Origin of the sequence: Halonotius terrestris (assembly GCF_006861665.1) — an archaeon.
GTDB lineage: Archaea > Halobacteriota > Halobacteria > Halobacteriales > Haloferacaceae > Halonotius > Halonotius terrestris.
In genome coordinates, this window is the sequence record NZ_RKLU01000004.1 from 186,318 (window position 1) to 211,398 (window position 25,081).

Annotated in this window: 25 protein-coding genes; 15 read left to right on the plus strand and 10 right to left on the minus strand. The window is 62.2% G+C overall.

All coding sequences use genetic code 11. The annotated features are described in order from the left end of the window. Nucleotides 1-29 precede the first annotated feature (29 nt). The gene (locus tag EGH24_RS10525; RefSeq protein WP_142980099.1) at nucleotides 30-1,058 is read right to left on the minus strand and encodes a matrixin family metalloprotease; all 1,029 of its coding nucleotides are present in this window, start codon (nucleotides 1,056-1,058) and stop codon (nucleotides 30-32) included. Nucleotides 1,059-1,175: 117 nt separating this feature from the next. Between EGH24_RS10525 and EGH24_RS10530 the strand changes: the two genes are divergently transcribed. The 10 genes from EGH24_RS10530 (at nucleotide 1,176) to EGH24_RS10570 (ending at nucleotide 9,026) form a co-directional block, all read left to right on the plus strand. Further along, nucleotides 1,176-1,457 (plus strand): helix-turn-helix domain-containing protein, encoded by a 282-nt coding sequence (locus EGH24_RS10530; RefSeq protein ID WP_142980100.1) that lies wholly within the window; start codon nucleotides 1,176-1,178, stop codon nucleotides 1,455-1,457. A gap of 49 nt (nucleotides 1,458-1,506) precedes the next feature. Next, on the plus strand, nucleotides 1,507-1,992 hold the full coding sequence (locus tag EGH24_RS10535) for a dihydrofolate reductase (RefSeq protein WP_142980101.1): 486 nt from the start codon (nucleotides 1,507-1,509) through the stop codon (nucleotides 1,990-1,992). Nucleotides 1,993-2,074: 82 nt separating this feature from the next. Then, nucleotides 2,075-4,606: a dihydropteroate synthase gene (folP, locus tag EGH24_RS10540; protein WP_142980102.1), complete on the plus strand. Its 2,532-nt coding sequence runs from the start codon at nucleotides 2,075-2,077 to the stop codon at nucleotides 4,604-4,606. Nucleotides 4,607-4,660: 54 nt separating this feature from the next. Beyond that, nucleotides 4,661-5,350 (plus strand): RNase P subunit p30 family protein, encoded by a 690-nt coding sequence (locus tag EGH24_RS10545; RefSeq protein WP_142980103.1) that lies wholly within the window; start codon nucleotides 4,661-4,663, stop codon nucleotides 5,348-5,350. After that, nucleotides 5,347-5,826 carry an Rpp14/Pop5 family protein gene (locus EGH24_RS10550; protein ID WP_142980104.1) on the plus strand — a complete coding sequence of 160 codons (480 nt, stop codon included), beginning with the start codon at nucleotides 5,347-5,349 and terminating at the stop codon, nucleotides 5,824-5,826. The genes EGH24_RS10545 and EGH24_RS10550 overlap by 4 nt, the downstream gene beginning before the upstream one ends. Before the next feature lie 2 nt (nucleotides 5,827-5,828). Next, nucleotides 5,829-6,572, plus strand: a complete 744-nt coding sequence (gene psmA, locus EGH24_RS10555) for an archaeal proteasome endopeptidase complex subunit alpha (RefSeq protein ID WP_142980105.1) — start codon at nucleotides 5,829-5,831, stop codon at nucleotides 6,570-6,572. A 125-nt stretch (nucleotides 6,573-6,697) separates the two neighbouring features. Beyond that, nucleotides 6,698-6,868, plus strand: a complete 171-nt coding sequence (locus EGH24_RS15400) for a hypothetical protein (protein WP_185903303.1) — start codon at nucleotides 6,698-6,700, stop codon at nucleotides 6,866-6,868. Between the two features lie 29 nt (nucleotides 6,869-6,897). Then, nucleotides 6,898-7,122 carry a DUF7543 family protein gene (locus tag EGH24_RS10560; protein ID WP_142980106.1) on the plus strand — a complete coding sequence of 75 codons (225 nt, stop codon included), beginning with the start codon at nucleotides 6,898-6,900 and terminating at the stop codon, nucleotides 7,120-7,122. 40 nt (nucleotides 7,123-7,162) lie between these two features. After that, nucleotides 7,163-7,558, plus strand: a complete 396-nt coding sequence (locus EGH24_RS10565) for a hypothetical protein (protein ID WP_142980107.1) — start codon at nucleotides 7,163-7,165, stop codon at nucleotides 7,556-7,558. A 97-nt stretch (nucleotides 7,559-7,655) separates the two neighbouring features. Then, entirely contained in the window at nucleotides 7,656-9,026 is a 1,371-nt protein-coding gene (locus tag EGH24_RS10570) for a geranylgeranyl reductase family protein (RefSeq protein ID WP_142980108.1), read from the plus strand. A gap of 3 nt (nucleotides 9,027-9,029) precedes the next feature. Here EGH24_RS10570 and EGH24_RS10575 read toward each other — a convergent pair whose 3' ends face one another. Next, nucleotides 9,030-9,683, minus strand: coding sequence for a histidine phosphatase family protein (locus EGH24_RS10575; protein ID WP_142980109.1), 654 nt, complete (start codon nucleotides 9,681-9,683; stop codon nucleotides 9,030-9,032). Nucleotides 9,684-9,742: 59 nt separating this feature from the next. On the opposite strand from EGH24_RS10575, the gene EGH24_RS10580 reads away from it, so the two are divergent. Further along, nucleotides 9,743-10,000 (plus strand): glutaredoxin family protein, encoded by a 258-nt coding sequence (locus tag EGH24_RS10580; RefSeq protein ID WP_142980110.1) that lies wholly within the window; start codon nucleotides 9,743-9,745, stop codon nucleotides 9,998-10,000. On the opposite strand, the gene tatC (EGH24_RS10585) is transcribed toward EGH24_RS10580, so the two are convergent. After that, nucleotides 10,001-11,044, minus strand: coding sequence for a twin-arginine translocase subunit TatC (gene tatC, locus EGH24_RS10585; RefSeq protein ID WP_142980111.1), 1,044 nt, complete (start codon nucleotides 11,042-11,044; stop codon nucleotides 10,001-10,003). A 131-nt stretch (nucleotides 11,045-11,175) separates the two neighbouring features. Here tatC (EGH24_RS10585) and tatC (EGH24_RS10590) point away from each other — a divergent pair, with 131 nt between their 5' ends. From tatC (EGH24_RS10590) to EGH24_RS10600, 3 genes are all read left to right on the plus strand, one after another. Further along, complete coding sequence (gene tatC / locus EGH24_RS10590; protein WP_142980112.1) at nucleotides 11,176-13,368, plus strand: twin-arginine translocase subunit TatC; 2,193 nt, start codon at nucleotides 11,176-11,178, stop codon at nucleotides 13,366-13,368. A gap of 81 nt (nucleotides 13,369-13,449) precedes the next feature. Further along, a complete protein-coding gene (locus tag EGH24_RS10595) occupies nucleotides 13,450-13,623 on the plus strand; it encodes a CopG family ribbon-helix-helix protein (RefSeq protein WP_142980113.1) in 174 nt (57 codons plus the stop codon). Further along, nucleotides 13,616-14,350 (plus strand): queuosine precursor transporter, encoded by a 735-nt coding sequence (locus EGH24_RS10600; RefSeq protein WP_142980114.1) that lies wholly within the window; start codon nucleotides 13,616-13,618, stop codon nucleotides 14,348-14,350. The genes EGH24_RS10595 and EGH24_RS10600 overlap by 8 nt, the downstream gene beginning before the upstream one ends. Nucleotides 14,351-14,364: 14 nt before the next feature. Here EGH24_RS10600 and epsC read toward each other — a convergent pair whose 3' ends face one another. The 5 genes from epsC to EGH24_RS10625 form a co-directional block, all read right to left on the minus strand. Further along, entirely contained in the window at nucleotides 14,365-15,237 is an 873-nt protein-coding gene (epsC, locus tag EGH24_RS10605; protein WP_142980115.1) for a serine O-acetyltransferase EpsC, read from the minus strand. 74 nt (nucleotides 15,238-15,311) lie between these two features. After that, complete coding sequence (locus EGH24_RS10610; protein ID WP_142980116.1) at nucleotides 15,312-16,931, minus strand: serine/threonine protein kinase; 1,620 nt, start codon at nucleotides 16,929-16,931, stop codon at nucleotides 15,312-15,314. Nucleotides 16,932-17,011: 80 nt separating this feature from the next. Continuing rightward, on the minus strand, nucleotides 17,012-17,728 hold the full coding sequence (locus EGH24_RS10615) for a hypothetical protein (RefSeq protein WP_142980117.1): 717 nt from the start codon (nucleotides 17,726-17,728) through the stop codon (nucleotides 17,012-17,014). Beyond that, complete coding sequence (locus EGH24_RS10620; RefSeq protein ID WP_142980118.1) at nucleotides 17,725-18,912, minus strand: ATP-binding protein; 1,188 nt, start codon at nucleotides 18,910-18,912, stop codon at nucleotides 17,725-17,727. The genes EGH24_RS10615 and EGH24_RS10620 overlap by 4 nt, the downstream gene beginning before the upstream one ends. Nucleotide 18,913: 1 nt before the next feature. Beyond that, nucleotides 18,914-19,585 carry a hypothetical protein gene (locus EGH24_RS10625; protein WP_142980119.1) on the minus strand — a complete coding sequence of 224 codons (672 nt, stop codon included), beginning with the start codon at nucleotides 19,583-19,585 and terminating at the stop codon, nucleotides 18,914-18,916. A gap of 300 nt (nucleotides 19,586-19,885) precedes the next feature. Between EGH24_RS10625 and EGH24_RS10630 the strand changes: the two genes are divergently transcribed. After that, nucleotides 19,886-21,451: a hypothetical protein gene (locus EGH24_RS10630; protein WP_142980120.1), complete on the plus strand. Its 1,566-nt coding sequence runs from the start codon at nucleotides 19,886-19,888 to the stop codon at nucleotides 21,449-21,451. 26 nt (nucleotides 21,452-21,477) lie between these two features. On the opposite strand, the gene EGH24_RS10635 is transcribed toward EGH24_RS10630, so the two are convergent. Further along, the gene (locus EGH24_RS10635; protein ID WP_142980121.1) at nucleotides 21,478-21,879 is read right to left on the minus strand and encodes a hypothetical protein; all 402 of its coding nucleotides are present in this window, start codon (nucleotides 21,877-21,879) and stop codon (nucleotides 21,478-21,480) included. 205 nt (nucleotides 21,880-22,084) lie between these two features. Continuing rightward, nucleotides 22,085-24,934, minus strand: coding sequence for a tetratricopeptide repeat protein (locus EGH24_RS10640; RefSeq protein WP_142980122.1), 2,850 nt, complete (start codon nucleotides 24,932-24,934; stop codon nucleotides 22,085-22,087). Nucleotides 24,935-25,081 lie beyond the last annotated feature (147 nt).

Genomic DNA, 25,081 nt, shown 5'->3' on the forward strand with positions numbered 1-25,081 from the left:
CTCCGTTTGCAACGACGACCCGTTTCGATTCAGATTGTCTCTTCCTCGCCAGCGACAGTCTCGTCGCGGTCGAAGCCACGCACTAAGCCAAGTGCGACCGCGATATCGCGGAGTTCGGTTGGTTCGAGATCGTTGTACGCGCGGATGCTGTCGTTCGCGTCGCTGCGGCGCGCGTTGGCCGTCGCCGCGTCGCCATCGACCGCCGCGTCGGCCGCCTCGGCCATCAGGCCCGCGAAATCGACACCGAGAGCCATCCGCTCGATCAGGCGGTCGAGCGTCGCCTGAAGCGTTTCCAGATCGATCGTCTCGGGTTGCGGGAACTCGACGAAAACGGCGGTCTCCTCGCGGGCAGTGGCGAACGACTCACGGGCCGAGCGGTAGGCGTCGGCCGCGTCGCCGAAGGTGTCGCCAGCGTCGGCGTAGGCTTCGCTGTTCCACTCGTCGATGCCGACGTTGAACCGGTCGGTCGCCGTGCCGGCCGAATCGTTGGCCGCGCGGCTCCGCTCCCAGATCGAGAGCCGTTCGGCGTACAGCGGGATGCGGTCCTCGGGGCGGTTGGACATGATTTCCGCGGGCGCATCGTCGTGATTGAGCCCGAGGATGTGGCCGATCTCGTGTTTCGTCGTCGTGAGGATCTGACCGTAGGGCCGGCTGCCGGCGACGACGACGGCGGTGGCGGTGCCGCTGTATCGCTGCCCCGGCTCGATCAGCGGCGCGCAGCCCAGCACGTCCTCGCTGTAGTTTTCGACGTTGCTGCAGCGTTCGGGTGAATCGACGTACTCAATTGCCATCCGGGCGTCGCTCTCGACGACCTCGAAATCGATCTCGAAGCCGGTGTACTGTGTGCTCTCGGCGGTCCAGAAATCGAGGGCCTCCCGGGCGTTGGTTTCGACATCGTGGTCAGTCGTTCCTTGATCGGCGATCCGGACCGGTACGGTGTCGCCGGCGAACAGATGGCGGGTGCCGTCGGGTAGGAGGGAGCCGTCGAGGCCGCTGCAGCCAGCGAGGCCGGCCAGCAGGTTGCCCCCGCCGGCGGCCAGCAGTTGGCGACGGTGCATTACCGGATTCAGGAGCGCGGTCGTGAAATCCCTTCCCCCAGCAACGCAGCGGCGCGGTCGGCCGCGACCGATGCACAACCCCGAACCGTTTAACCGCTGAGCCACCTGTCCCAACACATGGACGACGAGACGCGAACGACCCTTCAGGAGATGCCACCGAGCGCGAAGCTGGTCTACAAAACGCTCGAATACGAAGGGCCGCTGACACAGGGCGACCTCGCTACCGAGTCGCTGCTGCCGTCCCGGACAGTTCGGTACGCACTGACGACGCTCACCGACGAGGGCCTCATCGAGGAACGCCTGCACATTCAGGACGCCCGCAAGCGGCTCTACTCGCTGCCGAACGAGGAGTCGGCGGCGACCACCAACGGCGACATCGCGGTCAACGAGCCGAGCTAAGCGAGCCGCCACGACAAACCGTTTTCCCGACACCGTCACTACCCCGCTCATGGACCTCGTGTCAGTCGCCGCCATCGCCGACAACCGCGTGATCGGTGATAACGGAGAGCTCCCGTGGCCGTCGATTCCGGCCGACAAACAGCAGTACCGCGAGCTGATCGCCGACGATCCCGTTATTCTGGGCCGCGTCACCTACGAGTCGATGCTTGACGATCTGCCAGGAGCAGCACAGATCGTTCTCAGTCGGAGCGAACAGGAGTTCGACGTTTCGACTGCTCACCACGCCAGCGGCGTTGACGACGCCGTCGCCGTCGCCGAGAATCTCGGTGCCGACACCGCTTACGTCATCGGTGGCGCGGTGATCTACGAGCTGTTTCAACCCCACATCGACCGGATGGTCCTGAGCCGCGTCCACAGCGAGTACGAGGGCGACGCGTTCTATCCCGAGTGGGACGGCGAGCAGTGGGCACTCGACTCGACGACGGAGTACGACCGCTTCCGGCTCGAAGAATGGGTTCGCATTGACGACGAGTAAGAGCCGACGATACACACGGGTCGCCAGCCGCGGTGCCGACCCCCTTCGTTACCCATAAGCGGCGGCGACGGAATATGCGGGTATGGAGTACCACGAGGCGGTGGACTTCCTCTTCGACCTCCGCCGGTTTCAGGTGCGGCCGGGCATCGAGTCGGCGGCCGCGCTGCGGGGTGAGCTCGACGACCCCGGCAGCGACATCCGGTTCGTACAGGTCGCCGGCTCCAACGGGAAGGGCAGCACGGCGAAGCTGGCCGAGTCCGTGCTGCGGGAAGCCGGCTACTCGGTCGGCCTCTACACCTCGCCCCATCTCGAAACGCTGAACGAACGGATTCAGGTCGATGGCCGCCCGATCACAGACCGCGCGATCACCGAGTTCGTCGAGCGGGTGAAACCGTGGCTGATCGACCGCGCGGCCGACGGCGAGCCGCTGACCTTTTTCGAGGTTGTCACCCTGCTGGGGATCTGGTATTTCGACCGGCAGGACGTCGATATCGCCGTCCTCGAAGTCGGCCTCGGCGGCGAGTTCGACGCCACCAGCGTCGTCGATCCCGTCGCCAGCTGTGTGACGACCGTCTCGCTGGAGCATACGAGCGTCTTGGGCGATACGATCGAGGAGATCGCCACGACGAAAGCGAAAGTCGCCCCTGACGGCGAGACACCGCTGGTGACCGGCGCGACCGGTGACGCACTCGCCGCGCTCCGGGCCGACGCCGGCGACGTGCTGACGGTCGGGACGGACGGGACAACCGACGTGACAGTCGGCTACGACGGTCGCGTGACGACGACCGAATCACAGATTTCGGTGACGATGCCGGGAGCCGATGCCAACGACAGTGGCGTCAACTACCCCGCAGCGTTCGCCGACGGGCTCGATCTCTCGGCGCGGCTCGCGCTGCTCGGCGAACACCAAGCCCTCAACGCCGGCATCGCAACGACGCTGGCCGGGCAAGCAATCGAATCGATCGAGTCCGAGCCCACCCTCGACACCGACACCCTGCGCCGGGGACTGCGCAACTCCCACTGGCCGGGACGGTTCGAGGTGCTCGACACCGCGCCGCTGACCGTCTTCGACGGCGCGCACAACGCCGACGCCATCGCGCGGGTGGCTGAGACGCTGTCGACCTTCGAGTACGACGACCTCCACGTCGTCTTCGGTGCGATGCACGACAAACCGCACGCGGAGATGGTCGCCGCGTTGCCGACGCCGACATCCGTCATCACCTGCCGTCCGAACCTCGACCGCGCCGAAGACCCGGCCGTCCTCGCCCGCTGTTTCGAGAACGAGGGCATCGAGTCGGTGACCGCGGGCGAAGCGGTCGCCGACGCCATCAGCAAGGCTGAAACGCGGGTCGGTCCAAACGACTGCCTACTCGTCACCGGATCACTGTTCGCCGTCGGCGAAGCACGGTCGGCGGTGACGCGGCTCGATATTCCGAAACGGGTCGACGACACCGAAACAGCGACCGAGGTGTTGGACGGGATTCACGCGACAGCCGCGGACATCGAAGCCACCCGCGAGGACACAGTCCACCGGACGATTGCGACGCGGGTCGATGACAGACAGGCGGCCGTCCTGCGCGAGCGGTTCCCGGCTCTCGGCGGCGACTGTGTGTCCTCGGGCGTTACGACGCCGGGCGAACGCCACGAGATCGTCCTCTCGGGCACCCTCGCCGAGTTCCGGGCGTTGACGACGGAGCTTGCGGAGTGTGGCGTCGGCCTCCCCGCGATCGCCGCCGACCTCCGTGAGCAGTTGGGCCTGTCCGAGGTCGGCGATGCAAACTCGGAGTCAGCCGAGCCGAGCAGGCCGTGGGACGACGGAACGGCAGTCATGGGCATCCTCAACGTTACGCCCGACAGCTTCTACGACGGCGGCGACTTCTTCGATCGGGAGGCCGCTATCGAACAGGCCGAATCCCTCGTCGAGAGCGGCGCGGATATCATCGATATCGGCGGCGAGAGCACCCGCCCCGGTGCGGAGCCGGTGAGCGTCGAGGCGGAGATCGACCGCGTCGTGCCCGTCATCGACGCCGTCGCGGAGTTGGATGTCGCCATCTCCATCGACACCCGGAAAGCCGAAGTCGCCGAGGCTGCCCTCGACGCCGGTGCCGACATCGTCAACGACGTGACCGGCCTCGATGACTCGGCGATGCGGGAGTTGGTCGCCGACCGCGAGGTGCCGGTGATCCTCATGCACTCCATCGACGCGCCGGTCGTCCCCGGCAAGGAAATCGACTACGACGACGTGGTCGAGGACATCCTCGGCGTGCTCAACGAGCGGCTGATCCTCGCCGAGAAAGCCGGCATTCCCCGCGAGCGGATCATCGTCGACCCCGGCCTCGGCTTCGGCAAAACGAGTGCCGAAAGCTTCGAACTGCTGGATCGCCTTGGCGAGTTCGACGCCCTCGGCTGTCCGGTGCTCGTCGGCCATTCTCGGAAATCCATGTTCAGCGAGATCGACAGCCAGCCGGACGACCGCCTCGAAGCAACGGTTGCGGCGACGGCACTGGCCGCCGAGCGCGGGGCCGATATCGTCCGGGTTCACGACGTGGCCGCCAACCGCGACGCGGTCGATGTCGTTGCTGCGGTCAACGATCCTGATTCTATCGGCGAGTAGCTACCCACCACTTCGACCGCAACGACCAAACGGGACACTCGCAAACAGCGACCCATGTACGAGGCGGTCACAGCGTATCCCGCGGGCGACAGCACCGTCAGCCGGCAGGCTGCCACGGCCGCCGACTACGGCTACAGCGGCCTCGTCGTCCGCACCCGCGAAGCCGACTTCGACGCCGACGCGATCAACGATCCCTACGGAGTTGACGCCGTCCGCGGGATCGAGATCGACGCCGCCGATCCCGAATCCGCGGCGGGTTCGGTCGGTAACCATCGCCGTGACTGCACCGTCCTCCTCGTTCGTGGCGGCACCGACGCACTGAATCGGTACGCTGTCGAGACCGACCGGATCGACGTACTCAGCCGTCCGATGACCGGCGACGGCGATTTCAACCACGTTCTCGCCAAGGCAGCCAAAACCCACAACGTCCACGTCGAATTCGACTTCGGCCCCGTACTGCGGTCAAGCGGCGGCCGCCGCGTGCAGGCGATCCAGCGGCTCCGCAAACTGCGGGAACTGGTCGAGCAGTACGACACGCCGTTCGTCGTCAGCGTCGGTGCCGACTCCCACCGCCAGCTACGGGCCCCCCGCGAACTCCGCGCGGTCGGCGAACAGATCGGCTTCGAGGCAAGCCAGATCACCGCCGGTCTTGAAGCGTGGGGGGAAATCGTCGCCCGCAACCGGGAGCGACAGGGCGAGGACTTCATCGAACCCGGGGTTCGACGGGGGCGATACGAGCCATGAAACACCTCCCGAAACACATCAGACCGCGGTGGCGGTATCTCGCCGTCGGCATCGAATCGGCACCGGACGCCGAGATCGATCGCGGCGCGTTCCAGCGCGCGCTCTGGTACGCTGCCGGCAACCTCCTTGGCGACGCCGGGAGTGCCGACGCCGACCTGACGGTCTTCGGCTTCGAGTACGCCGACGGCGTCGGCGAGGCGATCGTCCGAACCCGGCGCGGAGAGACCGACGCCGCCCGGGCCGCGCTGGCCTGTATCGACAGCGTCGACGACGACCCGATCGGGCTCGTCGTTCGCGGGATCTCGGGCACCGTGCGTGCCTGTGAAGAAAGCTATTTACGCGGCCGGAGCCCAGATTCGGTAGAGGAAACCGTCGCCTTCGCGGACGACCAACGGCCGGCGATTCGCCGTGACGACATCGTCGAGATTTCGATGCCCGAGGGGTTCGTCGCGGCGACGGAACTCGATCTACACTAGCTATGCAGGGACAACAACAGCAGCAGGCCTACGACCGCGGCACGACGATCTTCTCGCCCGACGGGCGGCTCTACCAGGTCGAATACGCCCGCGAGGCGGTCAAACGCGGCTCGGCCTCCATCGGCGTCCGCACCCCCGAGGGAGTCGTACTGCTCGCCGACAAACAGAACCACTCGCCGCTGATGGAGCCNGCNNNCNTCGAGAAGCTCCACAAGGCCGACGACCACGTCGGCATCGCGNGCGCGGGCCACGTCGCGGACGCGCGTCAGCTCATCGACTTCGCCCGCAGACAGGCGCAGGTGAACCGACTCCGATACGGCGAGCCGGTCGGCGTCGAGACGCTGACGAAGAACATCACCGACCACATCCAGCAGTACACGCAGGTCGGCGGCGCGCGACCGTTCGGCGTCGCGCTCATCGTCGGCGGCATCGAGGACGGNGAGCCGCGGCTNTTCGAGACNGANCCCTCNGGNACNCCCTACGAGTGGCAGGCNCTCGCCATCGGTGAGAACCGCTCGGACATCCGAGAGTACCTCGAAGAACACTACGAGGATGATCTCACCCTCGACGAGGGGATCGAACTCGCACTCCGCGCGCTCTCGGAGGCGACCGACGAACTACTGGAGGCTGATGGCCTCGGACTGGCGACGATCGACGTCGACACCGAACAATACCACCAGTACACCCTCGACGAACTCGACGAGATCCTTACCGAACACGACCTGCTGGCCGACGACGACGAGTAACTGAGCGGCGTTTTTTAATTCGGGCGTCGGCTTCCAAGCCAGCACCGATTTTAGTTTCCGTCTAATCCGGCGGTAGCGACCGTTAGGCGGCGAGTACTTACCACCGATCCCACGGATGTCGGGGTATGGACTTCGAGTGGGTGTACCCCGTCGCCTGCCCGGCCTGTACCGTTTGCCCCCAGCGCGTTACCGACTACGACGAGTTGGGCTATCCGATCTGCCCCCAGTGTGGGACGACGATCCGCTCGGCCGCGGGCGGCACCGGCGAGCGCGTCGCCGCGGCACGAACCGAGTGACGCAAGTGCCGGCCAGCCCTCCGGCCGGTATGGAGTACGAGCGGACGACAGACGACGAGGAGCTAACCGAGTGGGAGCGCGCCGACGGCAATGCGACGATCCGGCTCCGCGAGCGCGCCGACGGCCAGTTCGCGGTACGGTACGACCAGTTGCATCAGGCCGAGGGCGGCCGCGCCTACGCCTACGAAACAGTCGAGAGCCGTGAGGCCGCCGAGGAACTGGTCGCCGCGTGGCAAGCCGACGCCCCAGCCTGACTCCCGAATCGTTTTCGTCGTCGCTGTCGTCGATGCGGATATGACCCGATTCGACGCGAGCGAGGCCGACGCCCGGCGTGAGCTGTTCACCGCGACCGTCACGGCCCACCGCGAGCGTGGCAGCGAGTTCTGCACGCTCGAACCCGACGAGACGGCACCCGACGCCGACGACGAACTGGTCCCGTGGATTCAGTTCGGCAGCAACACGGTCGCGCTTGATTGCACGGACAGCGAACTCGACCGCCTGAAAGAGCTACTCGGCGAGTACCCCGATTTCCGGATCGACGATCTCGAAAGCCCCGAGGAGGCCGAGGGAACGCATGTCCGAATTACGACCCATTCCGACGAAGACCGGTTGGCCGAGTTCTTCGAGAGCGTTTTTCAGCAGGCATTCGGCTATCCTGCGGACTACCGCGTGTGGGCAGTGTCGGTCTGATCGACAGCTGATCGATAGCCAATCGACGGCAGGGCGTTTCACGTGGCGGCAGCCATCGAGATAAAGAGTTTTCGCCCTCGGGTGTTCAGTCGTCACAATGACTACTCACGAGTACGACGTTGCCATCGTCGGCGCGGGTACCTCCGGCTGCTATGCGGCGGCGACGATCGCTAACGCGGGCCTCGANGCCGTNNTCATCGANCGCAAGGACGAGGAGGAGGCNGGNCACATCGCCTGNGGNGACGCGCTNAAAGGNGCGNACAANTTCCCGNGNGCGATCCCGAAATCGAAGATCGAACCCGCCTTCACGAACACGGGCGTCGATCACGGCCGCTTCGAGATTCCGAGCCACGACACTGTGCTGGAAATCCCGGTCCCCGGCGAACTCGCCGTTATCGACCGCCTCAAATACGGCAAGCTACTGATCGAAGGCGCAACGGAAGCCGGTGCGGATCTCCACTACGACACCGTCGTCAACGACGTAACACAGACCGACGACGGCCAGGTCACTGGCGTCGTCGGCAAGCGGAAGGGCGATCCCGTCGAGTACGACGCAGAAGTCGTAATCGACGGCGCGGGCGCGCTCTCGCTATTGCAGGACAAGGCCGACTTCGAGGACGCGACCTTCGACACCAATGTCCGGTACTCGCAGTTCTGTTCGGCCTACCGCGAGATCGTCGAAGTAGATGAAGAGGTCGAGTGGGACGATGCCCTCGTCTTCAAACCGACCGAACGCGCCGCGGGCTACCTCTGGTACTTCCCGCGTACGTCCACGGAAATCAATGCCGGCCTCGGTTTCCAGATGAACGAGGAGCCGATGCAGATGATCGACGACCTCAAGCGGGACCTGCGGGACCGCGAGGAGTTCGAAAACGCAGAAGTGACCGACAAACTCGGCGCGGCATTACCGACGCGGCGGATCTACGATTCGGCGGTCGCCCCCGGTTACATGGCCGTCGGCGACGCCGCAGCCCACGTCAATCCGACGACCGGCGGCGGGATCGCGGGCGCGGCCTACGCAGGCCAGTACGCCGCCGAGCAGGCCATCGAGGCCATCGAGGACGGCGACGTAAGCGAGGACGCGCTGTGGCACTACAACGAGCGCGTGATGGAGCACTTCGGCGCGCGCTACGCCGGCCTCGACGTGTACAACATCCTCTCGACGGCCGTCGACGTCGACGACCTGATGGGGCTGCTGGCCGCGCTGCCGGGCAAGAAACTGGCCGAAGCGCTCTACGACGGCAAGACCTCGATGGGCCCGCTGCTGGCAGCCCGAACCGCGATCAACAGCTTCGGCTACTGGCGACAGATCCTCGATTTCTACAAGGTCAAACAGGTCGCTGAGCAGGTAATCGACCACTACGAGCGATACCCATCCAGCCCCGACGGGTTGGCGGCGTGGCAGCGACAGCGTGATGAACTGATGGAGACGGTCTATGACGTGACGGGCGCGGAACCGAAGTACTGAATTCTATTCGTTGCTATCGGCGTCTTCCTCGGTGTCGCTATCGACGTGCTGGGTGTCGTTTTCGCGCTCGACAGTGAACGTTCCGTCGCTGTCGACCCTGATTTCGTTGATCGCGCAGTTGCCCTGCTCTTGGTCCATGATCGTCGCTACGATGTCGATTTCCTTGATCCAGCCAAGGACGAGATAGAGCGGCCCGCCGTGGGTGACAACGACAACAGTTTCGTCAGCGTCCATGTCGGCAACGAGGTCCGTCACCGCGTCGATGACACGCTCGCGCTGATCGATGAGACTCTCGCCGCCCTCGGGACGAGCGGTGGCGGCCGTGTAACCGACTTCGGTGAGCGTGAACTCCGGATAGCCTAAGAATAGCTCGCCGTAGTCGAGGCCCTGCAACACGCCGAAATTCCGTTCGCGCCAGCGACGATCCGGCGTCGGTTCGCAGCCGACCGCGCGACCGATGGGCCGGGCGGTTTCCAGCGTCCGCCGGAGGTCCGAGCTAATGAGGCGGTCGACCGAGTACCGGTCGTCGATCGCCGCGGCGAGCGCGTCGGCTTGGCGGTGGCCCTCGGCAGTCAGGCTGACGGGAGCCCATCCCTGCACCCGCTTCTCGCGGTTCCACATCGTCTCGCCGTGTCGCACCAACACCAGTGTCGCCATACCGGTCCCACTGCCGGGCGAGTCGTAACGCTTGCCCACTCGCGTCGCCAACGCTCGCTATGGCCGAGCCAGTCGAGATCACGGTTTACAGCCGGGAGAACTGTCACCTCTGTGGCGTCGCTCTCCAACGAATCGAGACGGTCAGCGAAGAGACGGACGTGCCGGTCGATGTCACCGAGATCGAGATCGACGATGATCCCGAACTGGAGACCGACTACGGCGAGCGCGTGCCAGTCGTCCTCATCGAAGGCGAGGAGGCGTTCACCTACACCGTCGATACCGAGGAGTTGGCAGCGCGGCTGAAAACAGCTGGCTGATCAGTTGCCGGTCCACCGGAGCAGCGCGAGCGTTCCCTCGAAGAGGGCGACCATCGTCAGCGTGACGATGATCGGGGCCATCCCGGTCGGGTCGGGGCTGAAGATGAACGCGATTCCGAGGAACGCACCCCAGAACAGCAGGCGTTTCGACTCCAGCCAGAGCCGCGTGACGAGGTTCATCATGATCGCCAGCATGATGAACAGCGGAATCTGGAAGATGATCGCCATCCAGCCCATCATGATGAGGATGAGGTTGAACGTTTCCTGCAGCCCGAAGGCGATGACCGCCGCCTCGGCGGTGTAGGTCGTGAAGTACGCGAAGACGAACGGCAACACGAGGAAATGCGCGAACAGGACGCCGATGATCCCCAAGATGAGGCTCGTCGGCACGGCCGCGAGGTAGTAGCGTCGCTCCTTCGGGTACAGCCCCGGCTTCATGAACCGGTAGGTCTGGTAGACGAACATCGGCAGTCCGACGACCAGCCCCGAGAGGCCGGCCACCTTCAGCTTCGTCAGGATGAACTCAAGCGGACCGTAGAGCCGCGGCCGGTTGGCCATCGGCTCGGGGATGTGCGTCGCCCAGAGGTAGTTGATGAGTTCGGGTGAAAACGGGTACGTGATCGCCAGCGCGATTCCGGCGATGAGAAACACCGCCGCGAGCCGCCGCATCATCTCCTCGATGTGATCGGCCAGCGGCATCTCCTCGTCGGATTCCGGCCCCTCCCGATCGAGGCCGTCGTCGATGACCTGCGGATCGCTGTCCTCCGGGATCGTCGGCGCGTTGGTCCCGACCGAACTCCCGGTGCCGCCGTCGGCGGCCGCCGAGGGGTCGCCGTCGTTGGCGGCGGCTGCGTCGCTGGCGACATCGTCCGCATCGCTGGCAGCGGAATCAGCGTCGCTTGCGTGGGTTTCCGCGTCGCTAGGGGTGGATTCCGCATCGCTGGCGGCGGTTTCAGCGTCAGCGTCGGCGTCCACAGCCGACGGCTCCCCATCGGCTGGCTCGGGCGTGTCGTCGCCGCCGTCGGGGTCCGGTTGCTCGGCCATTCAGTTAAAGTAGGTTCCCCTGTTCGTAAATGCCTTTTCTGATTCGGTTGGCGGTCGACCCCATGTGGTCGCTATCCGGCCACAGGGACCGAGAGAAAACGTTGATAACGCCAAGCCGACTCGGTAAGAGTATGGCAAGCGCGCTCGACGACGATACGCAGCGAGCGCTCGGCGAAACGACCGCAACCGCCCGGGCGATGTTGCGGTCGGCCCAGAAGGATCTCCAGAAAGTCTTTATCGTCTTCCTTCTCGGCTTCCTCGGCACGTTCTACGCCCTCCGGCTCTACATCTGGGATTTCCTCCGCAACGTCACCGAATCCCGCATGCGGGCGGAGGTCGGCGAGAGCTTCGAGATCATCGCCCAGACGCCGTTCGACGTGATCCTGTTGCAGGCGAAGATCGGCCTTGTCGCCGGCCTCATCCTCGCATTACCGGTGTTTCTCTATTTCTCGCGTGACGCGCTTAAACGCCGCGGGTACTGGCCACAGCTCCCCGCAGCACGGTGGAAACTCACGGTCATCGGCCTCTTTTCGGCCGCGCTGTTCGTCGGCGGGGCGGCCTACGGCTACGCCGTCTTCTTCCCCGTCATGTTCGGCTTCCTCGCGGAGTTCGGGTTTGACGCTGGGTTCGCGCCGCGATACTCGATCGTGTTGTGGACGGAGTTCATCGTCCTGCTGACGCTGTCGTTCGGCCTTGCGGCACAGATGCCGCTGGCGATCACCGGCCTCTCGTATGCCGAAATCGTCCCGTATGAGACGTTCCGGGACAAGTGGCGACACGCCGTCGTCGGCATCTTCGTCTTCGGTGCGGTCTTCTCGCCGCCGGACCCCTTCACCCAGATCATGTGGGCGATCCCGCTGGTCGTCCTCTACGGGCTGAGCCTCTATCTGGCGAAAGTCGTCGTCACCACGAAACGCGGCAGCGAGCAGATCGAGATCCGGCCGACGATCCGCCGCCACTGGAACGTCCTGCTTGGGATCGCCGGCGTCGGCGCGATCCTCCCGTATGCCTTCTACGAGTACGGCGGGCGAACCGCCGTCAACAGCGTGTTAGCATACCCGCTGATCGATAGCCGCTACCGTATCCTCCCGCCCGGCGAAGGCCTCGGAACCGATCCGATGACGGCAATGGCGATCTACGGCGGCATCGTTGCGGCGATCCTCGCACTCGTCGGCCTCGCGTACCTGATCTACGCCGGACTCGATGTCGACCCCCACGGCGAGTTCGGGGATCCGACCGCGATCGACCTCTCGACGCTTGACGCCGCCGGAATCAAGGCGGCACCGCCGGAGGCGTTCATCGAACTCACCGAGGACGAAGCAATGCAGTATGCCAGCGCGGCGATCGATGAGGGCGACCAAGCGAAGGCCCAAGCGATCCTCGACCGCTTCGACGAAACTGAAGAGGCACGACAGGCAGCACAGGAGGCCGATGGCGAGGGTGACGGCGAGGCGGCCGAGGAGCCGGGACTCGGCGACCGCGCCAGTCGGGCCGGCGACTCCTTCCTCGACGAACTCACGGATGGCGAGCAAGACACCGACGACATCGGCGGCTACTACAAGGACATCGCCTTCGTCGCCGGCAGCCTGCGGTCGAAATCCTTCCGGCTGGTGGCGACGTTCATGGTCGTGCTGGCGGGGACGTTCACGTGGTTCTACGTCGGCGGTCTCGGCGCGGCCCGCGAGAACTTCCTGAGCCGACTGCCGCCGGAACTCGTCGGCGAGAACACCTTGGAGATCATTACGCTACACCCCGTCGAGGCCCTGCTGTTCATGGTCAAGTTCTCGGTGATCGCGGGCGCGCTGGCCGTGTTGCCGATGGTCGCCTACTACGCCTGGCCCGCGCTGCGGGAACTCGGCGTCGTCCGCGGGAAACAGCACATGATCTTCGTCTGGACTGCCTCGTTAGTCGGCGGCCTGTTCGGCGGTTTCCTGCTGGGGTATCTCTACGTCGCCCCGGAGATCATCTCGTATCTCGTCGCCGACGCCCAAGCCGCGAACATGCGGATCACCTACCGCATTAACGACTTCTTCTGGCTCATCATCTTCACGACCGCGGGCATCGGCCTGCTGGCGGACATCCCGATCCTGATGCTGTTGCTCAACCGCGCCGGATTGCCCTATCAGGCCATGCGAAACCGCTGGCGAGAAGTCACGATCGCTCTGCTCTCCGTCGGCGCGCTGCTCACGCCGGCCGACATCATCACGATGTTCCTCGTGACGGTCCCGCTGATGGCGGCCTACGGGATCGGGCTGGCGATCCTGTTCCTCATCACGGCCGGCGGCCGGCGGAACCTCGCGCCACCCGCGGAGTTCGTGACGTAACTACACTGGGCTGCGGTCACGTCGGGGTTCGGTCGGTCGGAGTAGACAGCTTCAAATGTATTCTCCAGAGATGACTCAGCGATGACTAAGATAAGCGTGGAGGTGCCCGACGAACTCCTCGCGGACCTCGACGACCACGTCGGCGAGGGTAGGAAGTTCGTCAACCGCAGCGAAGCGGTGCGCGCATCGATCCGGAAAACGCTGGATCTCCTCGACGAGATCGACTCCAGACAGGGGCGGATCGACGATGAGTAGCCAACTCGCTCCCGGCCGTGGCAACGACCGGCAGGCAGTCGGACAGGTCGCCTTGCTGGGGCTGTTCGTCGCCGCGCTGGTGACCGCCCAACTGACCGCCGCGAAGGTGTTGGCTCTGCCGTTGCCGACCGAGCTGCCGGTCGTCGGCGCGTCGATTATGCTCCCCGGTGCGGCACTCGCCTACGCGCTGACGTTTTTCGCCTCCGACTGTTATTCGGAACTCTATGGCCGACGCGCCGCCCAGATCATGGTCAACGTCGGCTTCGCGCTCAACTTCGTCGTCCTGTTGTTGGTGTTCTCAACGCTCCGCGCGCCGGGCGCGAACCCCGAGTTCGCCCAAACGTTCGAGGCCGCGCTCGCGCCCAGCGTCAACATCGTGCTGGGGAGCCTGCTGGCGTATCTCGTCAGCCAGAACTGGGACGTGATCGTCTTCCACAAAATCCGGGAGTTCACCGGTCGGAGCCAACTCTGGCTGCGGAACCTCGCCTCGACGGCGAGTAGCCAAGCGATTGATACGGTGATCTTCATCGGGATCGCGTTCTACGTCGCGCCGACGCTGCTCGGCGTGGGCTCGGCGTTGCCGAGGAACGTGCTCATCGGCCTCATAGCTGGCCAGTATCTGCTAAAACTGCTGATCGCCGTGCTTGATACCCCAGTCGTCTATCTGGTGGTCCGGCTGATCGGCCGCGTCAGCACGAAGCCCGACCCCGGCGCGTTCAATACCTAACGACGACAACACTCCTACCGCTGTTCGGGTTCGTGGGTTTTCCGTTCCTGCTCAGGATGTTTGATGAAGACAGTCGTGTGACTTGGTACGTCGTCAGTGACCCACGAGTTGGCCTCGATGCTGACGTGATCGCCGATCGTGATCGGGCCTAAAATCTTACACCCTGCGCCGAGGACGACGTTGTCACCGATGGTCGGGTGTCGCTTGTAGCCTTTCTTGAGCGTTCGCTCGTCGTCTTCGTCCTCCTCGAAGTGGAGCGCGCCGAGGGTGACTTCCTGATAGATACGCGCCCAGTCGCCGATCTCGGCGGTCTCGCCGATGACGACGCCGCTGCCGTGATCAATGAAAAAGTAGTCGCCGATCTCCGCGCCGGGATGGATGTCGATCCCGCTGACGGATTTGGCGGCCTCCGAGAGTTCGCGCGCATAGACGCCCTCGCCTTCCTCGTAGATCGCGTGGGCGACGCGGTGGACCATGGTGGCGACGAAGCCCGGATACGCCCGGATGATCTCGACGTAGCTCTGGGCCGCCGGATCGCCCTTGTAGGCGGCCTCGACGTCCTGTTTCAGCCGTTCGCGGATCTCGGGGAGTTGGTCGATGACCGTGGTCACGGTCCCGGAGAGACAAGCCGGGCCGTAGGGTTGAATCCCCTGACAGAAGAGCCGGCCGAGGCGGTTGACCGCGTCACGGGTCGCGTCCTCATCGCCAACGAGGTGGGAGGCGTTCCAACAGCCGGGGAACAACAGTTCCCGCAGCACGTCGATCTCCTCGATGATCGCCTCGCGGTCGGGGAAATCTGCCCGCTCCTTCGTGTGGAACCGCTCGTCGTCGGCCTCGTAGGCGGCCACTAACTCCCGGTGTGCTGAGCCAGTGTAGGTGAACTCCATCTATCGACCATTGGGCACGCAGTGATTTAGTTGCTCACGTCTCGCGCGTCGCAGGCTCCTCATCCGCAGGCCGCTCAGTCCTCGCGGTTGAACTTCACGCCCGATTTCGTCAGCGAGTGACGGATGAACCGGTGTTCGACCACCTTCTCGACCTTCCCGCGCGGCGAGCAGACCTTGAGCTCTTGAAAGTCGTACTCCTGTTGGATCCGCTTGCCGTACTTGTAGGCGCGTTTCACGTTCGGCGCGGAGGCGAAGGCGAACTGATCGGCCCGCGGAACGACGAGCCACGCCTCAAGGAAGGGACTGTACTCGACGCGGAGCTCCTCGAAATGCTCGTTCCAGTAGATCTCCCCGACGCTGTTGTGGGTATCCCACCGCAGCGTACAGGGGTGATGCTCCTCGGTCAACATGTTCGAGGCCGCCCGCATTGCGGTCATCCGTCGGTCGTGGGTCGAGAAGACGGCCGCCTCGCTGGGGTTTCGCTTGAACTCCCGGACGAAGTAGCGGTTATCGCCCTCGATCACTTCGATCGGCGGGTTACACGGCGGGAGGCCGACGGTCCCCAGCGGATCGGGGATCGGCGAGTCGTCGCGGACGACCTCGGCGTCGGTCCCCATCCCAGCGGAGGCTGCTTCCACCGAGCCATCGGGACCACTGGGGCCGCTGGGACCGCTCGGGCCGGTGGGCCCAGCCGGCTCACCGGCGGAGCCGACCGGGGTCGCTCCCGAGCCGGTCGGCGAGTCAGCCGCCGTGTTGCGGGTGGTCGCACTGCCGCCATCGGCCGTGCTGCGCGGGTCAGGCACGTCGGCGATAGCGGCGGCGAGATCACGGATCGTCCGATAGCGATCCTGTTTATCGGGGGCCATCGCCCGCTCGATCACCTTGTCGAACTCGGCCGGGAGGTCACGGCGTTCCTCGCTGGGTGGTGTCGGCCCCTTGGCGACCGCTTGGGAGATCTCGATCCGGCTGCCGGAGTACGGCGGCTCGCCGACGGCGGCGGCATACAGGATCGCGCCGACCTGATACACGTCGGTCATCGAGTCGGGTTCGCCGAACTGCTCGGGATCGAACTGCTCGGGCGCGCCGAACGGGACCGACAGCCCGCTGTCGTCGTTGGCTTCGAGCGGTCGGCTTGAGGTCCCCCAGTCAGCGATCTTCGCCACGTCCCACGTGCCGGATTTCGTCTTCCGGAACAGGACGTTCTTCGGCTTCAAATCGAGATGGGAGATCCCTTCGTAGTGGGCGAGTTCGACGCCGCGGCAGATGCAGTCAGCGATCCAGCGGAGTTGTGGGATCTCGATGTCGCGTTCACCCTTGATCCGCTCGGCGAGCGTCCCGCCGTCCATGAACTCCATGGCGATCCACGGCAGTTCGTCGCCGGTGTCGACGATGCCGACGAGGTGTTCGTACTCCGTCCAGAGCTGTTTGGTTCGCTCGCGGGAGTCGAGTTGTTCCCACGTCTCGGCCTCCCGAATGAACTCCTTGGCCGCCGACGCCGGCAGCGTCCGCTCCTCGTTGGCCGGCTCCTTGACCGCGACGTACTCGGGAACGTCGTGGCCCTTGACGCGCGCTTTGTAAACCGTCGCATGCCCGCCGCCGCCGAGTCGCTCGATGATCCGTAGATCATCGTACGTCAGCGACCGGCGTGGCGGACTCGCCACGGACGAGACGTCCGGTCGGCGCGACGGTGGCATACGGTCCCCTACGAACGGGAGATGTATAGAACTTAGCAAAGCGAGGAGTTCATCGAGGTGACTAAACCGTTACCCACGGCTCACGGCCGGACGTAGAGCCGTTCGATCCGGTCACTCAGCAGGTCGATGTCCTGCTGCCACTCCGCATCAAGCGTGTCGGTGTTGTGGAGCCCGCGAGCCTTGCTCTCAAGCCGGGTGGTGATTTGCTCGATATCCGAGCGGACCTGGGCGTACTCGTCGTCATTGACGGGGTGTTCGGCCACGAACGTCCCCAACTCGCCGATCACCTTCCGGACCTCGGTGACGGACGACTGACTCGCGTTACGGAGGTTGTTGGCGAGGATCCGAGCGTGGGCTGCTGGCGAGACACCACTCTCGTCGAGTTTAGCCTCTAACTCCGAGACCGACACGCTGTCGGTACCCGCCTCGACGGTCGCTTGGAGTTCGACGCTGATCCCGACTTGGATAAAACAGTCGTCGGTGACGGTGGCCGACTCGCCGATCCTGAGTTGCTGTTCCTTGATGTTGGTTCGCAGCGTGAGTGGGTTCGTGCTCCCGTGGTTCCGCACGCTGATGCCCCGCGAGGTCGGCGCGAGTTCGACCGGCGGCTGGCCGGCGGTTTTCCGGGAGACGGTGGCGTCTTTGACACCGAGGTCAAGGATCTCATCGGCGGTTTCGGCGACGACGGTGTAGGTGCCGTTGCCGATCCGGTAGATCCCCACCGCGTTCTCGATGGGGACGCGCGGCGCGTCGGAACTCTCGCTCGTGTCGCCGGTCGGGAGCAAGTAGCGGTTCATGCCGCATCCCACGCGTCGAGACTCGATTCCGTCTCCTCGATCGCGGTCTCCAGATGCGTCTGTGAGATCGGGACGACTTCGTCGGCGTCGCGGGCTTCTTTCAGTGCGCGCCGGGCGGCTTTCGAGGCGATAATTTCGAGGTCGCTGGCGGCGTAGCCGTCGGTGAGGTCCTTGATTTCATCCCACTCGATCGCGTCGGTTACGACCGGGCGATCTCGGAGGTGCACTCGCAGAACTGCCGCCCGCGCCGTCGCGTCCGGCGGCGGGACTTCGATCCGCTCGTCGAACCGCCGCCACGCCGCGCCATCGATCTCGTCGGGCAGGTTCGTCGCGCCGACGACCACCACGTCCTCGCCTTTCGTCTCCGACATCTCGGTGAGGAACTGGGTGATCATCTGGCTCTCACTCATCGTCTTGTTGGTGTCGCCGCTGCGCTCGGCGGCGATGGCGTCGATCTCATCGAGGAAGAGCAGACAGGGCTGATTGTTGCGGGCGATGGCGAACAATTCTGCCATGTTGTCGGCGGCCTCGCCGACGAGCGAACTCGTGATATCGGAAGCCTGGGCGATGACGACGTTGTAGCCGAGTTCGCCAGCGAGTGCTTCCGTGATGTAGGTTTTGCCGGTGCCCGGTGGGCCGTAGAGCAGGACGCCGTTGACGACGCCGAGGTCGTACTCCTCGTAGAGTTCGGGCCGTTGCAGCGGGTCGATGACCTGATCCTTCAGTGTCTCCTTCAGGTCGGTCATCCCGCCGACATCGGTGAAATCTCGCTCTGGTGGGTCTTCGAGGAACTGCGTTGGGTCGAGACCGTCGTCGGCGTCGCCAGTTGCCCCGGGGGTTCCGCTGGTGGCGTCGCCGTCTCCGCTGCCAGTCGTGGTGGTCGTCTGACTCCCGCCGCCGGAGCTGCCGCCGCCACCAGCACCGCCGCTCTCGTCGACGAGCGGTTGGTCGCTTTCGAGGCGTTCGGCCGCGGTTGCGAGGTTGGCCGCGAGTTCCTTGCGCTCGGTAGCGAGTCGGCTGTTGGTCTCCAGTTCGGCGAGATCTTCGAGGACACCGACACACTGGCGGTAGTAGCGGGCGGCCTTCGTCGGGTCGCCCTCCTCGCGGGCGGCCTCCGCGTGCTTGCGGTACCGCTTGTACTCGGATTCGAGGTGACTCTTCTGGGCACTCCGCTTGAGAGACATATCAGAGGCTTGGCCCCGACTCCTCGATATCGAGATCGAGGTCGTCGAGATCGTCGTCGAGCTCGTCGTCCTCGACGGCACTGTTGATATCTATCTGTTCTTGGGACACTTCGCCGGCTTCCATCTCCCGCATGAGTTCGAGCTCCTCGTCGGCCCCGGTTTCGAGGTCCTGATCGAGGATCTCCACGTCGAGGGCCTCCTGCACTTGTTTCATGTCCTCGATTTCGAGGCCGAACTCGGCCATCTGGTCCATCACCTGCTGTTGGAGTTCTTGGGCGTTGAGCTCGTCGTCGAGCAGGCGGTCGAGCTCGTAGGACTCGTCGCTGCCGTTCTGCATCGCCAGCACCTCACGCATTCCCTCGATGGAGATGATGGTGCCGAGTTTGATGCTGTCGGTCTTGTGTTTCTTCTTTTTGACCTCGTATTTCTTCTTCTCGAATTTGGCCTTCTGGGCGTACTGTTTCCGGCGGAACTCCTCGGCTCCGGCCCCCTTCTGGAGGAGCTTCTGGTACCGCTCGGCGTGTTTGTCCATCTCGCTTTCGATCTGTCTGAGGTTCTGTTCGAGCTTCGTCTTGTCCTTCCGGAGTTCCTTGCGGCTGTAGACGCTCTCGTCGAGCAGCGTCGCCGTGTCAGCCGTCCCGAACCGGTCCCGGACCCACGCACGAATATCCATTATCAATCGTTTGTAACTCCAACTATAATGTCTTTCTGTCCATTTGCTGTCACGTCGCGGTGGAAATATCCCATAGCGGCATCAACTAGGACGCACTACGTCGCAGTACGTAGGTCCGATGCCCATGTTCACCACCCGACAGCCCGACGGCAATAGCGTCCATGCTGCGAGTACAGCGTCTCTCCGCGGAGATTTCGGTAGCGAGACGGCTGTCAGGTCGGCGAGTCACCCTCCACTCTCGCGCGCGCGCCGCCGGTTCGATCCGGGCGGCCCCGCAGCGACACTGACTTCGCCTGTGATATGACGACCTGCCAAGACTGGCTAACAGACCTGACACACACCGCCGATCAGATCCTCAACGAGGATCTCGCCGCGCTAAAACGGATGGGCGAAAGTGCCCGTATCGAGCGGTACGAACAGCTGCAAGCGGACGAACAGGAGCTCCGCTGGGAGTTCACCAAGGAGTGCGACGGCTTCCTAACCGGGGCCGAGGAGGACCGCCTCCGCGGCGAACTCCGGCTCGCACGGCTGTTGGTCGCCGCCAGCTTCTACGCCGACGGCGACGTGCCCGAGCCGATCGACGGCGATTTTATCGATGCTGAGCTACAAGCCGTCGTCGAGTTCGACCGCTTCAAACAGTTCGATGCACTCGACGACGACCAGATCGAAGAGCGCATCCGACGGATGGATGGCGAGGTCGCCGCCCTGATCGAGGAGTACGCCTCGACACAGATCGCCAACATCGACGACCTGCTGGATAACCCCGACGTCCAACAGGACGTGGTGGAACGCCTCCTCGAACGGTACGAAAACCGACGCGAACGCATCAGACAGGGCGTCTTCCACTACGCCGAAACGCACGGGCTCGATGGCGTGGCCGCGGGCTTCGAGGGTGACGCTGGCGACCTCGTTGGCGACGTTGGCAACGCTGGCGACGGCGCGAATCCGTCCGGCCAGCACGGCAGCCAGCCCGCGCGAGGCACGCCGGCACAGCGCGGCGGGGCCATACCGAACCATCCCGGCGAGGAACGCGACGGAACCGATGTCGTCACCGCGGCGACCGCCCGGCTCTTCGAGTTGGACTATCTGGGTCGTTTCGAGACAACGATGTACGAGACCGATCAGATCGCCCTGCCGGATGAAACCTTCTCGGTGCCGTCGGACTACTGGGACGGCCGCCACGGCCGCCGCGACAAAGCTGACCGAATGGAAACCCTGCTTGACGACCACGCCGGCGGCGACCTCGACGCCCACCCAATCAACCCGACCGCGCGGTACGAGATCACCGCGCCGAAGTACTTCGGGCTCACCACCCAGACCCGGATGGTCATCGAAGCGACCGTCTACTCACACCTCGAAACCCACGCGAAACACGGCTACGACGCGACACCGGCCGGCGTTGACGATCTCGTGAGCACGGTGGGCAACTCGGTTCGGGAAGCCTCAGACGGCGGTACGCCCTATCTGCTGGGGATCGCCTCGCCGACCGGGTGGACCGAGGACGTGATCGACCACGTCGAAAACGACGATCTGAGCCGGACGCGCTACGGCCGGCAAGTGAGCGTCTGTCTGATCGACCTCCGGCGCGGGGAGTTGATCTACGACGACGCCGACCCGGTCGTCGACGACAACACCGACCTGTTCAAGCGGGCGGTCCACGCCGAAGCGGTCGCTGACTGTATCTCGCTGCTCCGCGAGGAATACCTGAACGCGCTGGGCCGGGACTCCGTGTTGCTCACGGCGATCGTTGACGACACCGAGTTCGACCGGCACGTCGTCAAGCAAGCCTTCGCCCGGATCGAAGCCGACGGCGGTGCCGACCAGTTCTACCTCGATGAACACGGCCTCGCACTCGATTTCGCCTGACGCCACCCGGCGGGAAGATAGGAGGCTTAGAGTGGGCCGTTCGCGCCCAACTGTTGGCGCGTTTGGAGGCCCGATTTGAAGGTCTCGATAACGTCCTTCGCGTGGGTCTCACAGGCCAGCACGCCAACCGCACCGGCTTCGACGAAGACGAGCGGCATCCCCCCGGCTTGGTCATGATTGCGACAGGCGGGACACTGGATGCCACCGGCCGGGAGATGGTTCAAAAGCTGTGCGGCGTCCTCAGTCGTCAGTTCACAGATCGCCCGAAACTCTTCGAGATGACCGTCGCAGCCGACGACCGGCACCGTGAGCGTATCGACAAGCAGAAACGAGATCGCCTGTCGGCCGCCGGACTGGAGGGCGTCCTGACAGTCCGGACACTGCGGCTCGGCCTCGGCCGGTGGTGCCGGGTCGTCATCCGGGTCCATAGCGTACTCATGTAGTGGGCTGGCAGGTAGGTAAGTGGTTGGGTAGCGGCCTCGACGATTACACTCGACATATCCCGCAACCTTGTGAACACACTCAGCCGGTCGAGCACACATTCGACTACAATTGATTATTGCAACTCAAAGAGTTCTTCGCCGCGATTTTCGTTAATACAATAGCTGCTCAGAAATATCAAACATTGAGTTGTTACGCTGCCCCCTCAATATCATCTTCCCCTTTTCCATCGTTATTAGCGAGTTCCGAATCCAAGTCAGCGGCTCGATTATAGTGTTCTTCGGCGAGATCGTCTTCACCGATTTCTTCAAGAAATTCGGCATAGTCATAATGCCCATCTGCATATTCAGGGTCAATCTCTAACGACTTCTCAAAGTGGTTTCTTGCCTCCTCGTTCTCACTATATTCTTGGTACAATAGTTTAGCCAGATGATTATGTGGATTTGCGAAATTTGAATCAATCTCAATAGATTGTTCAAAATATTCGCGTGCTTGATCCAGCTCATTAAATTCGTTCCACAGGATGTGAGCTAGATTATTATTTACAGTAGCATTTTCAGGAATGATGTTAACGGTACGTTCGTAGTGTTTGCGGGCTTTATTCATTTCCTCAAACTCATGATGAAGAAGGTACCCTAAACTATGATGAGTGGTAGTGGACTCAGGATCAATCTCGATAGCACGTTCATAGTGTGTACGCGCCTGCTCAAATTCCTCAAACTCATGATGAAGAAGGTACCCTAAACTATGATGAGTGGTAGCGGATTCAGGATCAATCTCGATAGCATGTTCATAGTGTGTACGCGCCTGCTCAAATTCCTCAAATTCGTGATGAAGAAGGTCCGCTAAATTGTGGTACGCAGAAGCGAATTCAGGATTAATCTCAACAGCATGTTCATAGTGTGTACGCGCCTGCTCAAATTCCTCAAACTCTGTTCTAAGAAGGTCCGCTAAATTGTAATGGGCAGTAGCGGCTTCAGGATCAATCTCGATAGCACGTTCATAGTGTGTACGCGCCTGCTCAAATTCCTCAAACTCTGTTTCAAGAAGGTGTGCTAAATGATGGTGTGCAGAAACGAATTCAGGTTCAATCTCAACAGCACGTTCATAGTGTGTACGCGCCTGCTCGAATTCCTCAAACTCTGTTTCAAGAAGGTCCGCTAAATTGTAATGGGCAGTAGCGGCTTCAGGATCAATCTCGATAGCACGTTCATAGTGTGTACGCGCCTGCTCGAATTCCTCAAACTCTGTTTCAAGAAGGTGTGCTAAATGATGGTGTGCAGAAGCGAATTCAGGATCAATCTCAACAGCACGCTCGCAATGTGTACGCGCCTGCTCAAATTCCTCAAACTCTGTTTTAACAAGGTCCGCTAAATTGTAATGGGCAGTGGCGTTTTGTGGATCAATCTCAACAGCACGTTCATAGTGTGTACGCGCCTGCTCAAATTCCTCAAACTCTTGATCAAGAAGGTGTGCTAAATGATGGTGTGCAGAAGCGAATTCAGGTTCAATCTCAACAGCACGTTCATAGTGTGTACGCGCCTGCTCAAATTCCTCGAGCTCTTGATCAAGAAGGTGTGCTAAATTGTGGTGTGCAGAAGCGAATTCAGGTTCAATCTCAACAGCGCGTTCATAGTGTGTACGCGCCTGCTCAAATTCCTCAAATTCTTGATCAAGAAGGTGTGCCAAATTGTGGTGTGCAGGAGCGAATTCAGGTTCAATCTCAACAGCGCGTTCACAGTGTGCACGCGCCTGCTCGTACTCTTCAAGCTCTGTTTTAAGAATATGCGCTAAATTGTGGTGCGCAGGAACGTTTTCAGGATCAATCTCAACAGCGCGCTGATGATGAGGTATCGCTTCTTCACCCCGATTAAATTGCTCTTTTAATAGATGGCCAAGGGAATTGTGTGCACGTGCGAAATGATATGAAATATCATCCTCATCTGGTTCTTGTTCGATTATTTCTTCCAGCTTTTCTTTTGCCTGCTCAAATTTACCTTCCTCCCTGTATTCGATGAATTCGTCGTAGGCTTCCTCAAGTGCAAACTCTGCTTGATCCTCTCCAGTGGCGTGTTTTTTAGCTTGCTTACGTTTGTTGCTCAACTCATCTGCTCGCTCATCAGCACGGTCTGTAAGGTCGTCTCCAGTTGGTGTCTGCAAACCATCAATACGAGCAAATAGTTTCGAAAACAGTGGTTCCGAACCGCCGATTTCAACTTTGAATGTATTTGGTTCCTGTAATAGTTTTTCAGCGTACTCACTCAACTCATCTTCCTCGCGAACGCACCAGAACACCCCTTCACCTGATCGGTTTGCCTCTATTAACGGCTCCATGATCGAATCATCGCGCCCTGCGTAGCCGACCACTACTAACCCAAATTCACCGATTGCTTGGATAATCCGATCTTCAATGTCTTGCTCAAGACTTCGCGTTTCATCACCCAGATTTTTGACATTCTGATAGAGATAATCACCGTGTACTTTGACGATTGTCGGCGTGTCTTCAGTAAGAGAGAACTCCGAGGCGAGCGCGCTGTGATTAACCAGCTTAGGGCGTTCTTCGATGAAATAATAGAATGCATCGTAGAGCAGATCATCGAAATTCGGTGTCAATGTGAATGAAACGTACCGCTCTCCGGGATTCTCAGACATCATCGATGCCAGAACAATATGTCCAAACTGTGGGTCTGATTCCTCTATTACTTCGTTTTCGATATGGTTTCGCCGTTGTTCCTTGGTGGTGTGAACCTGTTCAAACCAGAACCCATACTCGTTCTGATCAGGCCCCATTTCTTGTTCTTCGTACTCGTCGATCCACTGCTCCTTGTCCTGATTGGGTGACCGGAGGTCGTAAGCCTTCGACTGCCATTGATCAATAAGTTCTCCTGAAGTCGGAATCCCCGCCGGTCGAGAAGTTCCAGCACCAATTAAGAACCCATAATCACCCTTGCAGTCGGTGATTGCTTTAATGAGTTCGTTTACTGATTTCTCTTTGATCTTATTACCGGGCGGCCGCTCTTCTTTGGAATCCTCATCTGTCATTACTGTTCGCCACGGACAGGGTACGTATAAAATGTCAGTCCATCAGCCAGTATCAATGATAAATATACCAACAAGTCACGAGCGAAATGCAGGCGTCGGTTTTGAGACTCACTATTCGTATTCCCACTGAAAATGCAAAACAGGGGT

Coding starts and splice junctions, on each gene's coding strand:
- EGH24_RS15400 (WP_185903303.1), top strand. CDS start 6,698: ATGGACTTCGAGTGGGTGTACCCCGTCGCCTGCCCGGCCTGTACCGTT.
- EGH24_RS10575 (WP_142980109.1), bottom strand. CDS start 9,683: ATGGCGACACTGGTGTTGGTGCGACACGGCGAGACGATGTGGAACCGC.
- tatC (WP_142980112.1), top strand. CDS start 11,176: ATGGCAAGCGCGCTCGACGACGATACGCAGCGAGCGCTCGGCGAAACG.
- EGH24_RS10630 (WP_142980120.1), top strand. CDS start 19,886: ATGACGACCTGCCAAGACTGGCTAACAGACCTGACACACACCGCCGAT.
- EGH24_RS10530 (WP_142980100.1), top strand. CDS start 1,176: ATGGACGACGAGACGCGAACGACCCTTCAGGAGATGCCACCGAGCGCG.
- EGH24_RS10610 (WP_142980116.1), bottom strand. CDS start 16,931: ATGCCACCGTCGCGCCGACCGGACGTCTCGTCCGTGGCGAGTCCGCCA.
- EGH24_RS10640 (WP_142980122.1), bottom strand. CDS start 24,934: ATGACAGATGAGGATTCCAAAGAAGAGCGGCCGCCCGGTAATAAGATC.
- EGH24_RS10595 (WP_142980113.1), top strand. CDS start 13,450: ATGACTAAGATAAGCGTGGAGGTGCCCGACGAACTCCTCGCGGACCTC.
- EGH24_RS10580 (WP_142980110.1), top strand. CDS start 9,743: ATGGCCGAGCCAGTCGAGATCACGGTTTACAGCCGGGAGAACTGTCAC.
- EGH24_RS10565 (WP_142980107.1), top strand. CDS start 7,163: ATGACCCGATTCGACGCGAGCGAGGCCGACGCCCGGCGTGAGCTGTTC.
- EGH24_RS10525 (WP_142980099.1), bottom strand. CDS start 1,058: ATGCACCGTCGCCAACTGCTGGCCGCCGGCGGGGGCAACCTGCTGGCC.
- EGH24_RS10535 (WP_142980101.1), top strand. CDS start 1,507: ATGGACCTCGTGTCAGTCGCCGCCATCGCCGACAACCGCGTGATCGGT.
- EGH24_RS10545 (WP_142980103.1), top strand. CDS start 4,661: ATGTACGAGGCGGTCACAGCGTATCCCGCGGGCGACAGCACCGTCAGC.
- EGH24_RS10560 (WP_142980106.1), top strand. CDS start 6,898: ATGGAGTACGAGCGGACGACAGACGACGAGGAGCTAACCGAGTGGGAG.
- EGH24_RS10550 (WP_142980104.1), top strand. CDS start 5,347: ATGAAACACCTCCCGAAACACATCAGACCGCGGTGGCGGTATCTCGCC.
- EGH24_RS10635 (WP_142980121.1), bottom strand. CDS start 21,879: ATGGACCCGGATGACGACCCGGCACCACCGGCCGAGGCCGAGCCGCAG.
- folP (WP_142980102.1), top strand. CDS start 2,075: ATGGAGTACCACGAGGCGGTGGACTTCCTCTTCGACCTCCGCCGGTTT.
- tatC (WP_142980111.1), bottom strand. CDS start 11,044: ATGGCCGAGCAACCGGACCCCGACGGCGGCGACGACACGCCCGAGCCA.
- epsC (WP_142980115.1), bottom strand. CDS start 15,237: ATGGAGTTCACCTACACTGGCTCAGCACACCGGGAGTTAGTGGCCGCC.
- EGH24_RS10625 (WP_142980119.1), bottom strand. CDS start 19,585: ATGGATATTCGTGCGTGGGTCCGGGACCGGTTCGGGACGGCTGACACG.
- EGH24_RS10600 (WP_142980114.1), top strand. CDS start 13,616: ATGAGTAGCCAACTCGCTCCCGGCCGTGGCAACGACCGGCAGGCAGTC.
- EGH24_RS10620 (WP_142980118.1), bottom strand. CDS start 18,912: ATGTCTCTCAAGCGGAGTGCCCAGAAGAGTCACCTCGAATCCGAGTAC.
- EGH24_RS10615 (WP_142980117.1), bottom strand. CDS start 17,728: ATGAACCGCTACTTGCTCCCGACCGGCGACACGAGCGAGAGTTCCGAC.